The sequence below is a fragment of the Roseateles sp. genome (assembly GCF_031397715.1).
In the GTDB taxonomy this organism is placed as follows: Bacteria; Pseudomonadota; Gammaproteobacteria; order Burkholderiales; family Burkholderiaceae_C; genus Paucibacter_A.
This window is the reverse complement of sequence record NZ_JANNMI010000272.1, coordinates 1-12306: the sequence shown is the minus strand read 5'-3', so window position 1 is coordinate 12306 and position 12306 is coordinate 1. Positions and strand designations below refer to the sequence as shown.

At 64.1% G+C, this 12306-nt stretch carries 10 protein-coding genes and 2 pseudogenes; 9 read left to right on the top strand and 3 right to left on the bottom strand.

Annotation, left to right across the window (positions count from 1 at the left end):
• Together RMO57_RS12070 and RMO57_RS12065 are read right to left on the bottom strand one after the other, a co-directional pair.
• A pseudogene (locus tag RMO57_RS12070) lies at positions 1 to 492 on the bottom strand (MutS-related protein); the annotation flags it as partial.
• A 355-nt stretch (positions 493 to 847) separates the two neighbouring features.
• Positions 848 to 1189 carry a DUF3579 domain-containing protein gene (locus tag RMO57_RS12065; protein ID WP_310386926.1) on the bottom strand — a complete coding sequence of 114 codons (342 nt, stop codon included), beginning with the start codon at positions 1187 to 1189 and terminating at the stop codon, positions 848 to 850.
• A gap of 259 nt (positions 1190 to 1448) precedes the next feature.
• Between RMO57_RS12065 and RMO57_RS12060 the strand changes: the two genes are divergently transcribed.
• Genes RMO57_RS12060 through xseB form a run of 4 tightly spaced genes read left to right on the top strand, consistent with a single transcriptional unit; the run spans position 1449 to position 5756 of the window.
• Positions 1449 to 2672, top strand: a complete 1224-nt coding sequence (locus RMO57_RS12060; protein ID WP_310386925.1) for an aspartate aminotransferase family protein — start codon at positions 1449 to 1451, stop codon at positions 2670 to 2672.
• Positions 2669 to 3631, top strand: a complete 963-nt coding sequence (argF, locus tag RMO57_RS12055) for an ornithine carbamoyltransferase (RefSeq protein WP_310386923.1) — start codon at positions 2669 to 2671, stop codon at positions 3629 to 3631. The genes RMO57_RS12060 and argF overlap by 4 nt, the downstream gene beginning before the upstream one ends.
• Before the next feature lie 22 nt (positions 3632 to 3653).
• Positions 3654 to 5414: an exodeoxyribonuclease VII large subunit gene (gene xseA, locus RMO57_RS12050; RefSeq protein ID WP_310386921.1), complete on the top strand. Its 1761-nt coding sequence runs from the start codon at positions 3654 to 3656 to the stop codon at positions 5412 to 5414.
• Positions 5415 to 5417: 3 nt separating this feature from the next.
• Complete coding sequence (gene xseB, locus RMO57_RS12045) at positions 5418 to 5756, top strand: exodeoxyribonuclease VII small subunit (RefSeq protein ID WP_310386919.1); 339 nt, start codon at positions 5418 to 5420, stop codon at positions 5754 to 5756.
• Between the two features lie 50 nt (positions 5757 to 5806).
• On the opposite strand, the gene RMO57_RS12040 is transcribed toward xseB, so the two are convergent.
• Positions 5807 to 6445 (bottom strand): TetR/AcrR family transcriptional regulator, encoded by a 639-nt coding sequence (locus tag RMO57_RS12040; RefSeq protein WP_310386917.1) that lies wholly within the window; start codon positions 6443 to 6445, stop codon positions 5807 to 5809.
• 101 nt (positions 6446 to 6546) lie between these two features.
• On the opposite strand from RMO57_RS12040, the gene RMO57_RS12035 reads away from it, so the two are divergent.
• The 5 genes and pseudogenes from RMO57_RS12035 to RMO57_RS12015 form a co-directional block, all read left to right on the top strand.
• A complete protein-coding gene (locus tag RMO57_RS12035; RefSeq protein ID WP_310386915.1) occupies positions 6547 to 7887 on the top strand; it encodes an NAD(P)-dependent oxidoreductase in 1341 nt (446 codons plus the stop codon).
• A 6-nt stretch (positions 7888 to 7893) separates the two neighbouring features.
• Positions 7894 to 9198 carry an NAD-dependent dihydropyrimidine dehydrogenase subunit PreA gene (gene preA, locus RMO57_RS12030; RefSeq protein WP_310386914.1) on the top strand — a complete coding sequence of 435 codons (1305 nt, stop codon included), beginning with the start codon at positions 7894 to 7896 and terminating at the stop codon, positions 9196 to 9198.
• Positions 9199 to 9270: 72 nt separating this feature from the next.
• Positions 9271 to 10680, top strand: a complete 1410-nt coding sequence (locus RMO57_RS12025; protein WP_310386911.1) for an NCS1 family nucleobase:cation symporter-1 — start codon at positions 9271 to 9273, stop codon at positions 10678 to 10680.
• Positions 10677 to 12131, top strand: coding sequence for a dihydropyrimidinase (hydA, locus tag RMO57_RS12020; protein ID WP_310386909.1), 1455 nt, complete (start codon positions 10677 to 10679; stop codon positions 12129 to 12131). The genes RMO57_RS12025 and hydA overlap by 4 nt, the downstream gene beginning before the upstream one ends.
• Positions 12128 to 12306, top strand: a pseudogene (locus RMO57_RS12015) (Zn-dependent hydrolase); the annotation flags it as partial. The gene hydA and the pseudogene RMO57_RS12015, both read left to right, overlap by 4 nt.

Genomic DNA, 12306 nt, shown 5'->3' with positions numbered 1-12306 from the left:
GAAAGTGGACGTGCCGCGGCCGATTTCGTCCATCAGCACCAGGCTCGAGGGCGTGGCGTTGTGCAGGATGTTGGCGCTCTCGGTCATCTCCACCATGAAGGTGGAGCGGCCGCCGGCCAGGTCGTCCGAGGCGCCGACGCGCGTGTAGATCTGGTCGATCGGGCCGATGCGCGCGGCCTGCGCGGGCACGAAGCATCCGGTATGCGCCAGGAGCGCGATCAGCGCCACCTGGCGCATGTAAGTGGATTTGCCGCCCATGTTCGGCCCGGTGATCAGCAGCAGCTGGCGGGAAGAGGAAAGGCGGCAGTCGTTGGCGAGAAACCGCGCATGTTCCGATTCCATGCGAGCTTCGACGACGGGATGCCGTCCGCCGATGATTTCTATTTCAGTGTCTTTGGAAAAAGCAGGACGGCAGTAGTTCCTGCGCTCCGCCACACCCGAGCCCAAATGATGGCGCTCAAGATAGGGGTAACCTGCCTCTATCAGGCCCTCCAAGGCGTATGAATCTGGCAATAGTGGCAAGAGCGGCAAGGCGGGGTTTTGTTGCACGCGCGGGAACGGGTCGTTTGAACCGCCTGTAAATTGATACCGGGCGCGAGCATAGCCGTTGCCAGGTTTTGCAACTACCGCTCAACTGCGGGGTATGACACCGTTTTGTCATCAAGTCGGCTTAGCCTTGGAGTCACTTGATTTCAAGAGTCAACGATGCTCAAGCCCACAACCGTTCTCAAAACCGCCGTTCACACCAAGCTCGCACTTGGACTGTGTCTGCTATCGGGTTTGATGGAAATGCTGGCGCTGCGTCGCGCGCGTCGGCGCAGCGCTCCCAGATGACTCAAGCAAGCGCCTAGCCCGCTTTCGCAGGCGGCGCGCCGGCATCGGGCAGGAGGCAAGCTTCGGCGACTTGCAGGTCGTTGTCGCGGGCAAAGTTCATGACGAAGTCCCAGGCCATGGGCTCCAGCTTCTTCAGCTCTTCATTGACGATCACGCATTTGATGCCATTGATGACGCGCGGCACACACAGCGGTGAATAACCTATGTATGCACCTATGCCGCCGCGCACACCACCGGGCCGAAAACACGACATCGCTCCCGCTAGGCGCTCGGCCCAATCGCTGGGTCTGAAGGTCTGCCCCGCCAAGGTCACACCTTGAATGAATACTTCGCGCGGTTTGGGGACTTGACTCATGAATTGGCGGTTTGAATTGCAGGCCCGAATAGCGCCCAAGAGGGCTGGGTCAAGGGTTGCGACCCGCGCCATTGTGCCTTGGAAGATCGCCCGAGCCTGCAAGTGGCGCGTCAAAGTCAGGACAATTGCACAGCATCGGGCCACGCAAACGGAGGCGCCCGGGTCGCCCCTTAGAATCGGCGGGCGGCCGGGCTCTGCCAAGACTTTGCAAGCAGACAAGACCCGACCCCCACCACCCTTTGATCCGCATGGAGAGTCGATGAACGCGCCCCAAGTCCGCCCCGAGGCACCAATTGAGCCGCACGTGATGCACACCTATGGCCGACTGCCTATCGCGCTCTCGCACGGCCAGGGTTGCTGGGTTTGGGACACCCATGGCAAGCGCTACCTTGACGGCCTGGGCGGCATTGCCGTCAACACCCTGGGCCATGCCCACCCGCGCCTGGTGCCGGCCCTGCAAGAGCAGCTTGCCCGCCTGATTCACACCAGCAACTACTACCATGTGCCGCTGCAGGAAAAACTCGCCACCCTGCTGTGCGAGTTGTCCGGCCTGAGCAGCGTCTTCTTCTGCAATAGCGGCTTGGAAGCGAACGAAGCGGCGCTAAAGATTGCCCGCAAATTCGGTCATGACCGCGGCAACCATAACCCCGAATTGCTGGTGTTCGAGGGCGCCTTCCACGGCCGCTCGATCGCCACCTTGTCGGCTACCGCAAATCCCAAGATCCACGCCGGCTTCGGCCCGCTGGTGGGTGGCTTTGTGCGCGTGCCTTTGAATAACATCGTGGCCGTTCGCCAAGCGCTGGCCGAGCACCCGAACATCACCGGCGTCTTCCTGGAGACCATTCAAGGTGAAGGCGGCGTCAACCCGGCCAGCATCGCGTTTTTGCAAGACCTGCGCCGCGTTTGCGACGAGCACGACATCTTGTTGATGCTGGACGAGGTGCAATGCGGCATTGGCCGCACCGGCAAATGGTTCGCCCATCAATGGGCCGGCATTCAACCCGATGTGATGCCACTGGCCAAGGGCTTAGGCTCGGGCGTACCTGTGGGCGCCGTGGTCTGCGGCCCGCGCGCCGCCCAGGTGATGCAGCCGGGCAACCATGGCACGACCTTTGGAGGTAACCCGTTAGCCATGCGGGCCGGTGTCGAGACCATTACCATCATGCTTGAGGATGATCTGTTGGCCAACGCAGCCCGCGTCGGCGCCGAGTTGAAGGCAGCGCTGCAAGCCGGCTTGGCCGGCGTGGCCGGCGTGGTCGAGGTGCGAGGCCAGGGCTTGATGTTGGGCATCGAGCTGGACCGCCCTTGCGGCGCCCTGCTGATGCAAGCGGCCGAGGCCGGCTTGATGATCAGCGTCACCGCAGACCGTGTGGTGCGGCTGCTGCCGGCGCTGATTTTGAGCAGCGAAGAAGCCGCACAAATTGCCGCCATCCTGTGCCCACTGATCAAGGCCTTTGTCGCGGCAGAAACCCCCAAGCCATGAAGCCGGGTACCGCTTTGATTCGCCATTACCTGCAGTTCAAGGACTTTCGCGCCGAGGAATATGCGCATTTGTTCGAGCGTGCCGCCATCATCAAGCGTCGCTTCAAGAACTATGAGCGCTACCAGCCGCTGGCCGACCGCACGCTGGCGATGATCTTTGAGAAGGCCAGCACGCGCACGCGGGTCAGCTTCGAAGCCGGCATGTACCAGATGGGCGGCTCGGTGGTGCACCTCACCACCGGTGACAGCCAACTGGGCCGCGCCGAGCCGATCGAGGACAGCGCGCGCGTGATCAGCCGCATGGTTGACTTGGTGATGATCCGCACCTTCGAGCACACCAAGATCGAGCGCATTGCCGCCCACTCGCGGGTGCCCGTCATCAACGGTCTGACCAACGAATACCACCCCTGCCAGATCCTCGCCGACCTGTTCACCTTCATCGAAGTGCGCGGCATGAACCAGCGCGGCATCGTCGATGTCGACTGCCTGAAGGGCCGTGTCGTGGCCTGGGTGGGTGACGGCAACAATATGGCCAACACCTGGCTGCAGGCCGCCGAGATCCTCGGCTTCACGGTACATGTCAGCACGCCGAATGGTTATGAGGTCGACCCCGTGGTCGCCGGCATTCAGAACAGCGACTGCTACAAGGTCTTCAAGAATCCCTTGGAGGCTTGCCGCGGCGCCGACTTGGTCACCACCGATGTGTGGACCAGCATGGGCTATGAGGCCGAGAACGAAAAGCGCCGCACGGCCTTTGCCGACTGGTGTGTGGACGCCGAGATGATGGCGGTGGCCAAGCCAGACGCCTTGTTCATGCACTGCCTGCCGGCGCATCGCGGCGAAGAAGTCAGCGCCGACGTGATCGACGGCCCCCAATCCGTCGTCTGGGACGAGGCGGAGAACAGAATGCACGTGCAAAAGGCACTGATGGAGTACCTGTTGCTCGGGCGGATTGGCTGAAGGCCGAGACGGGCGAACAGCCGTGACCGGTACCCTGCTCAAGGCCAGCTACCAGGACCGTAGCCGGGTCAAGGAACTGGGCGCCCGCTGGAATCCCGAGCTGAAGACTTGGTATGTTCCCGAGGGCATGGATCTGGCACCCTTTGCGCCGTGGCTGGCTGGGTCAGGCACTGAGCGCGGGCTGCGACCCGGTGCCCTGCCCCAGGCGCTGGCCTTTTCGTTGGATACACCGCGTGGCGCCGATCTGGCCCTGCCCGGCAAAGGCATGGCCTTGTCGGCACTGTTGAACGGCGTGGCCCAGGCGGTGGCCTTGGCCTACGCCGCGGGCGTTTGGACCCGCGCCGAGGTCGTCAAGGCCGATATCCGAAAAGGCCATGTCTACCTGGAACTGGTGGAACGCAATAGCCATGGCGACACCCTGGCGCAAGCCCGCGCGATGATCTGGGCCTCCGTCGCCAACAAGATCCTGCCCGAGTTCGAACACGCCACCGGCGTCGTGCTCGCCGCCGGCATCAAGTTGCTGGTGCGGGCCAAGCCCAGCGCCAGCCCGCTGTACGGCCTGAACCTCGTCATCGACGCGATTGACCCGGACTACACCCTGGGCGACCTGGAGGCGAAGAAGCGCGAGATCCGCGCACGCTTGCTGCGCGAAGGCATTTTCGAAGCCAATCAGCGGCTGGCATCGCCCTGGGACTATCAGCAAGTGATCGTCGTGGCGCCCGCGCAAGCGGCCGGGCTGGGCGACTTCCAGGCCGAGGCGGCCAGGCTAGAGCGCCACGGTCTGTGCGGCTTCACCTATGTGCACAGCCGTTTCCAGGGCGAGTGCGCGGCGGACGAGATCCGCAGCGCACTCGCTGGCGCACTGCATAAATGGAATGCCCACCATCAGGCACAGCCCGATGCCGTCGTGCTGATCCGGGGCGGCGGTGCCGTCAACGACCTGGCTTGGCTGAACGACTATGCGCTGGCACGCCTGATCTGCGAGCTCGACATCCCGGTGCTGACCGGCATCGGCCACGAACGGGATCACACCATCCTGGACGAAGTGGCCCATATCTGTTTCGACACGCCGTCCAAGGTGATCGCCGCGATCGAGCAAACCATTGCACGCCGCGCCGGCGAGGCGGAGCGCCACTTCGACGAGATTGTCGGTGTGAGCGGCCGGGTCGCATTGCAGATCCGCCAGGCCGTCGACGCCATCGATGCCAGCGTCAAGCTCGACGCCATGCGGCATCTGCGCGGTGCCAGTGAGCGCTCGGCCGAGCTGATGTCGGACCTGCGCCTGCGTGCGCTGGGGACGCTGCGTGAAGCGTCCGAGCAAGCCCAAGCGGGCCTCGAAGCCCTCAGACATCAAGCGGACAAGGTGATTGCCGGTGCGCGCCACGAGGTGCCGGCCGCCTTGGCCGAGGTGAAGTCCGAGGGCCGCCGGCTGCTGCGCGCCGCCGAGGTCGAGGTGGCCGACCAGACCATGACCACGTTGCAGCGCGCAGCGGCCGACATTCGGCAGACCAATGAGGCGTCCGAGCGCGCATTCGCTGAGCTTGGGCGCGACGCGCAGCGCATCGTTGCGGATGCCCAAGCGCAGTCTGCGGCCTTGCTGCGCGAGGTCAGCGGCCAAGGGCCGGACAAGACGCTGGGCCGGGGTTTTTCGCTGGTGCGCGCGGCCGATGGGTCGACCATCACCAGTGCCGCGACAGCGGCGGCCGGAGCCGCCATTCAGATTGAGTTTCATGACGGGGTGCTGTTGGCACAGGCCGTCCAATCCAAGCCAAGAGAGCAGTGAGCGATGACCAAAACCACTTCCACCACGTTCAAGCAGGCCTACGGTGTCTTGCAGTCCCACGCCGAAACGCTGCGCAATCAGCGCGAACCCAATATCGACGACCTGCTGACCATCGTCACCGAGTCGGTCGAAGCCTACAAGGTCTGCAAGATCCGTATCGCCGCCGTCGAGCAGGCGCTGGAGCAGGCCTTGAACAGCGTCGAGACGGACGCTGGCGAAAGGAAGAGCCCCACAGCGCCGAAGCGCGCGGCGGCGTCCAAGCCCTCATCCGTCAAGCATCCGCCGACGCCGCCCGTCGCTGACTCAGCCGATGCTTTCGAAGACGGGGACGAGCCGTTTTAAATCGCTGCGCGCGCCAGCCAACCCACCCTCGTCATTGCAAGGTCGCCGGCTCAGCCCTTGGGTCCCAACGCCGCCAAGACCTGGCGTGAAATCAGCCGCTGCGCCGCCTCGAAATCGACCGGCTCCAAGGCCGGCTTGCCCAAAAGAATGGCGAACTGAGCGGCCTGATCGGCATAGGCCTGCGTGCTGGCCCAGATACTGAACATCAGGTGGCGGTAATCCAGCCTGGCGATCAGGCCGGCATCGGCCCAGCGCTCAAAGGTCTGCACATCGGCTTGCAAGGCCGGCAAGACCCGACCCTCAATCGCATCACGAAAACGCGGCGCGCCGGCCATCACCTCACGCGCAAACACCTGCGAGCCGGCCGGCCGCTCGCGCGAGAAACGCAGCTTGGCGGCGATGTAGTCGCACATCGCCACGGCCGGGTCGTTGCCGGCGACCAGGCCATCCATGCGGGCCAGCCACTCGTCCAGCACCTCGTCCAAGACCCGCCGGTACAGCGCCTCTTTGCTGGGGAAGTAATAGAGCAGGTTGTGGCGGGTCAGGTTCAAACCGGCGGCAATCGCCTCCAGCGACACGCCCTCGAAACCGAACTGCGCGAACTGCCGCTCGGCCTCCGCGCAGATCGCGGCTTCCTTGGCCCGGCGGCTGGGGCTGAACCCCGTTGTGGTTTCCGTGGTTTCTGACATCAAAAGCGATTTTCCGTATGCGGGAATTTACCAACTGGTAATTTTTTACCACTCAGTAAATTATGACATCCAACGTTTACCGCATCTTCAGGGAGCTTGGCATGGATCAAAACACCCCCGGCATTCACGCCGGCCGGCTCAAGGCCGAGCAATACCCGGCCAATTTCTGCGACGCGCATCCGACGCTGACGCGCACGCAGGCGCTGGTCGAGGCCGAGCGCTGCTACTACTGCTTCGACGCGCCTTGCATCACCGCCTGCCCGACCGGCATCGACGTGCCCAGCTTCATTCAGCGCATCGCGCAGGACAATATCCGCGGCGCGGCCGAGGCGATCCTGAGCGCCAATCCACTGGGCGGCATGTGCGCGCGGGTCTGTCCCACCGAGGTGCTGTGCGAGCAGAGCTGTGTGCGCAATGGTTGCGGTGAAGCCAAGCCGGTCGAGATCGGCCGTTTGCAGCGCTATGCCACCGATAGCTTCTTCGCCAACCATAACGCTGCGCCGCTGTTCACCCGGGCTGCCGACAGCGGCAGACGAGTCGCCGTCGTCGGCGCCGGCCCGGCCGGCTTGGCCGCCGCCCATGGTCTGGCGCGCTTGGGCCATGCGGTGACGCTGTTCGACGCCAACGCAAAACTCGGCGGCCTGAACGAATATGGACTGGCCACCTACAAGACGCCGGATAACTTCGCCCAGCAGGAGGTTGACTGGCTGCTGTCGATTGGCGGCATCACGGTCAAGACCGAGCAAATGCTGGGCCGCGAGCTTGAACTCGCTCAGCTAACCGCCGACTTCGACGCCGTCTTTCTGGGCCTGGGCCTGGCCGGCGTGAATGCGCTGAATCTGCCCGTGGCGGCCTGTGACGGTCTGCGCCCCGCCGTCGACTTCATTGCCGAATTGCGCCAATCGGACCCGGCTGCGGTCGCTGTCGGCCGCCAGGTGGTGGTGATTGGCGGCGGCATGACCGCCGTGGACGCGGCTGTGCAGTCCAAGCTGCTCGGTGCGCGCGAAGTCACGATGGTTTACCGGCGCGGGGTGGAGGCACTCAGTGCCTCCGGCCATGAACAAGACTGGGCGAGCAAGAACGGCGTCGTCATGCGCTGCTGGGCCGCACCGCTTGAGGTCTTGTGCGAGGCCGGCCAAGTCAGCGGCGTGCGCTTTGCCGTCACCGAAGAGCAAGGCGATCGGCTGATCGAAACCGGCGAGCAGTTCAGCTTGGCCGCCGACATGGTGCTGACCGCCATCGGCCAGAGCTTTGCCGCCGACCTGCCCAACATCGCACTGAAGGGCGGCCGGATTGAAACCGACGCGGACGGTCGCGTGCCCCTGCACCCCAAACTCTGGGCCGGTGGCGATTGCCGTTATGGCGGGCGCGACCTGACCGTCGAGGCGGTCGAGCATGGCAAACAAGCCGCTGTTTCCATTGACGCATTCTTGAGGAGCTGAAGAGCCATGGCCGATATCCGCAGCAATTTTCTCGGCATCCACAGCCCGAATCCGTTCTGGCTGGCCTCGGCGCCGCCGACCGACAAGGAAGTCAATGTCAACCGAGCCTTCGAGTCCGGCTGGGGCGGCGTGGTCTGGAAGACGCTGGGCGAAGACCCAGCCGTAGTCAACGTCAATGGGCCGCGCTACACCACGCTGATGAGCGCCGACCGCCGCGTCATCGGACTCAACAACATCGAGCTGATCACCGACCGGCCGCTGGCCACCAACTTGGCCGAGATCCGCCGCGTCAAGCGCGCCTGGCCCGACCGGGCCATGATCGTCTCGCTGATGGTGCCTTGCGAGGAGCAGGCCTGGCGCAACATCCTGATGCAAGTCGAGGACAGCGGCGCCGATGGCGTGGAGCTGAACTTTGGCTGCCCACACGGCATGAGCGAGCGCGGCATGGGCGCGGCCGTCGGCCAGGTGCCCGAGTACATCCAGATGGTGACGGCCTGGTGCAAGCTGCACAGCAAGCTGCCGGTGATCGTCAAGCTCACACCTAACATCACCGATGTACGGCTACCGGCCCGCGCGGCCAAGGCCGGCGTTGCCGACGCGGTGTCGCTGATCAACACCATCAACTCGGTGATGGGCGTCGACTTGGGAACCATGCTGATGAGCCCCAGCACCGACGGCTGGGGTTCGCACGGCGGCTACTGCGGGCCGGCGGTGAAGCCGATCGCGCTGAATATGGTGGCCGAGATCGCCCGCGACCCACTGACCGCCGGCATTCCCATCTCCGGCATCGGCGGCATCAGCAATTGGCGCGACGCGGCCGAGTTCATCGCGATGGGTTGCGGCACGGTGCAGGTCTGCACCGCGGCGATGGTTTACGGTTTCAAGATCGTGCAGGACATGTGCTCGGGCTTGAACAACTTCATGGATGAAAAAGGCTACAAGACGCTGGATGAGATGCAGGGCCTGGCCGTGCCCTCGGTCAAGAGTTGGAACCAGCTGAACCTGAACCATGTCGAAAAGGCCGTCATCAACCAGGACAGCTGCATCCAATGCGGACGCTGCCATGTGGTCTGCGAGGACACCTCGCACCAGGCCATCAGCGCCACCAAGGACGGCAAGCGCCACTTCGAGGTCAAGGACGGTGAATGCGTGGGCTGCAATTTGTGCGTATCAATCTGCCCGGTGCCCAACACCATCACGATGCGGGCGTTGCAGCCGGGCGAGATCGATCCGCGCACCGGCCAGACGGTCAGCGGCGACTACGCCAACTGGACCACGCATGCGAACAACCCGATGCGGGTCTCAGCCTAGCGGTTTATCCCCATGGCGCCTTGACCCCTCAGGCACAAAGATTGCACGCCAGCTCAAAAAGGAGTCCCTCGCATGACCGAACCCTCGCTTGCCAACGCCGACCTGTTGCCGACCACCGCCGCCCAGCGCCATTGGGGCTGGAAGGACTTTGCCGCCCTCTGGGTCGGCATGGTCATCTGCGTGCCGACCTACACCATGGCCAGCTCCATGCTGGACCAGGGCTTCAGCTGGCAGATGGCGATCTGGCTGGTGTTCGCCGCCAATCTGATCGTGCTGGTGCCGATGCTCTTGATAGGGCGGGCCGGCACCAAACATGGCATCCCCTTCCCGGTCTTGGTGCGGGCGTCGTTTGGCGTCATTGGTGCCAGTTTTCCGGCGGTGCTGCGCGGCCTGGTCGCCTGCGGTTGGTTTTCGATCAACTGCTATTTCGGCGCGCTGGCCTTGCATGGTCTGGCCAATACGCTGGGAATGGGCCTGGCCACGCCGGGGCCGGGTGAGACCATCAGCACCTCGCAAATGGTCTGCTTCTTGCTGTTCTGGGCGGTCCATATCGCCTTCATCTGGAAGGGCCTGGAATCGGTGCGTTTGCTGGAGGTGGTGGCCGCGCCGCTGATGATTGCGGCCTCGGTGGCGCTGGTGATCTGGGCCTTCATCAACGTGCCACCAGCGCAGATCTTCGGCCTGCCGGCCAAGGTGGTCGAGGGCGAGCCCAAGACCTGGGCGGCGCTGACCGGCTTGGTCGGTTTCTGGGCCACGCTGGCGCTGAACATCCCCGACTTCACCCGCTTCGCCAAGTCGCAGCGCGATCAGGTCATCGGCCAGGCGGTCGGCCTGCCGCTGCCGATGGCGCTGTTCTCCCTGGTCGGCGTGATCGGCTTCTCGGTCTCGCAAATTCTTTACGGCAAGGCCCAGCTCTTCCCCGACGGTTTGTTGACGCAGATGGGGCCGGTGGCGGCCGGCATCGGCCTGGTGGTGATTTTGCTGGCCAATCTGACCACCAATGTGGCGGCCAACCTGGTCTCGCCGTCCTATGACTTCTCGCAGCTGGCGCCGAGCAAGATCAGCTTTCGCACCGGCGGCCTGATCGCCGCCCTGCTCGGTCTGCTGTTCCAGCCCTGGAATTTACTGGCCAGCTCGGGCGGCTATCTGTTCATCTGGTTGGGCGGTTATGGCACGCTGCTCGGCGCCATCGCGGGCATCTTGCTGGTCGACTATTACCTTGTTCGCAAGACCGAATTAAAGATTGACGATCTCTACCGGCGCGGCGGCGAGTATGAGTACAGCGGCGGCTGGAATCTCCATGCCTTGATCGCCTTTGCCCTGGGCGTGCTGCCCTGCCTGCCCGGCTATCTGGCGGTTTCGGGTGTGATCCCTAAGGAATCTGTCGCGCCCCTGCTCTTGAGCCTGTATGACTTCGGCTGGTTCTTCAGCCTGGCCGTGGCGGGGCTGTACCACTACTTCACGGCGCGGAGGCCGACATGAAAGAGTCCCTACTGATTCGTGGTGCCACGGTCGTCAACGCCGACCGCGAGTTCGGCGCCGATGTCTTGTGCGTGAACGGCAAAATCGCTGCGGTCGGCCCGCGCGCGCTCAGCGAAGCACCGCCCGGCTGCCCCACGCTGGACGGCGGCGGCCAGTACCTGATGCCCGGCGGCATCGACCCGCACACCCATATGCAGCTGCCCTTCATGGGCACGGTCACCAGGGATGACTTCTTCAGCGGTACGGCAGCGGGCCTGGCCGGTGGCACCACCTCCATCATCGACTTCGTCATTCCGAACCCGCAGCAGCCCTTGCTGGAGGCCTATCAGACTTGGCGCGGCTGGGCGTCAAAATCGGCCGCTGACTACGGCTTTCATGTCGCCGTCACCTGGTGGAGCGACAGCGTGCACGCCGATATGGCCACGCTGGTGCAGCAAGAAGGCATCAACAGTTTCAAGCATTTCATGGCCTATAAGAACGCCATCATGTGTGATGACGAGACCCTGGTGAACAGTTTTAAGCGTGCGCTTGAACTCGGCGCTATGCCCACCGTCCATGCCGAGAACGGCGAGCTGGTTTATCTGCTGCAGCAAGAGGTCGCCAAGATGGGGATCACCGGCCCCGAGGGCCATCCGCTGTCGCGCCCTCCGATGGTCGAGGCCGAGGCCGCCAACCGCGCGATCGCGATCGCCGAGGTGCTGGGCACGCCGATTTATATCGTCCATGTGTCCTGCCAGGAGACGGTCGATGCGATCGCGCGGGCAAGATCACGCGGCCAGCGCGTCTATGGCGAGGTGCTGGCCGGCCATCTCTTGATCGACGACAGCGTCTACCGCCACCCCGATTTCGCCTTTGCGGCCGCCCATGTGATGAGCCCGCCGTTTCGCCCCAAGGTGCACCAGGAGATGCTCTGGCGCGGCCTGCAGGCCGGCAATCTGCATACCACCGCGACCGACCATTGCACCTTCTGCGCGACGCAGAAAGCCGCCGGCGCGGAGCACTTCGCCAAGATCCCGAACGGCTGCGGCGGCGTCGAAGAAAGGCTGGCGGTGATCTGGGATGCAGGCGTCAACTCAGGAAGGCTCACGCCGTCCGAGTTTGTCGCCATCACCTCGGCCAACGCCGCCCGCCTGTTCAATATCTACCCGCAAAAAGGCTGCATCACCGAGGGCGCCGACGCCGACCTGGTGCTGTGGGACCCGCAGGCGACCAAGACGATCTCTCTCGAAACTCAGCGCTCCCTGGGCGACTTCAATATCTTCGAGGGCAGAGAGGTGCGCGGCCTGCCCAGCCACACCATCAGCCAGGGCCGCGTCGTCTATGCGCAGGGTGATTTGCGCGCGGTGGCCGGGGCGGGCCGCTACATCAAACGGCCGGCCTTTGGGCCCAATACCAAGGCGGCGCTGCTGCGCACGCAAGACCTCAGCCCTCAAGCGGTACAACGATCATGAACAACTTGCGAATCAACGGCGATCGACTCTGGAACTCCTTGATGGAGTTGGCGCAGATCGGCGCTACACCCAAAGGCGGCGTCTGCCGCCTGGCCCTGACCGAGCTGGACCGCCAGGGGCGGACACTCTTCACGGCCTGGGCGCAAGAGCTGGGCTGCAGCGTGCGCACAGACGC

Coding starts and splice junctions, on each gene's coding strand:
- argF (WP_310386923.1), top strand. CDS start 2,669: ATGAAGCCGGGTACCGCTTTGATTCGCCATTACCTGCAGTTCAAGGAC.
- RMO57_RS12060 (WP_310386925.1), top strand. CDS start 1,449: ATGAACGCGCCCCAAGTCCGCCCCGAGGCACCAATTGAGCCGCACGTG.
- RMO57_RS12065 (WP_310386926.1), bottom strand. CDS start 1,189: ATGAGTCAAGTCCCCAAACCGCGCGAAGTATTCATTCAAGGTGTGACC.
- hydA (WP_310386909.1), top strand. CDS start 10,677: ATGAAAGAGTCCCTACTGATTCGTGGTGCCACGGTCGTCAACGCCGAC.
- RMO57_RS12040 (WP_310386917.1), bottom strand. CDS start 6,445: ATGTCAGAAACCACGGAAACCACAACGGGGTTCAGCCCCAGCCGCCGG.
- RMO57_RS12035 (WP_310386915.1), top strand. CDS start 6,547: ATGGATCAAAACACCCCCGGCATTCACGCCGGCCGGCTCAAGGCCGAG.
- xseB (WP_310386919.1), top strand. CDS start 5,418: ATGACCAAAACCACTTCCACCACGTTCAAGCAGGCCTACGGTGTCTTG.
- RMO57_RS12025 (WP_310386911.1), top strand. CDS start 9,271: ATGACCGAACCCTCGCTTGCCAACGCCGACCTGTTGCCGACCACCGCC.
- preA (WP_310386914.1), top strand. CDS start 7,894: ATGGCCGATATCCGCAGCAATTTTCTCGGCATCCACAGCCCGAATCCG.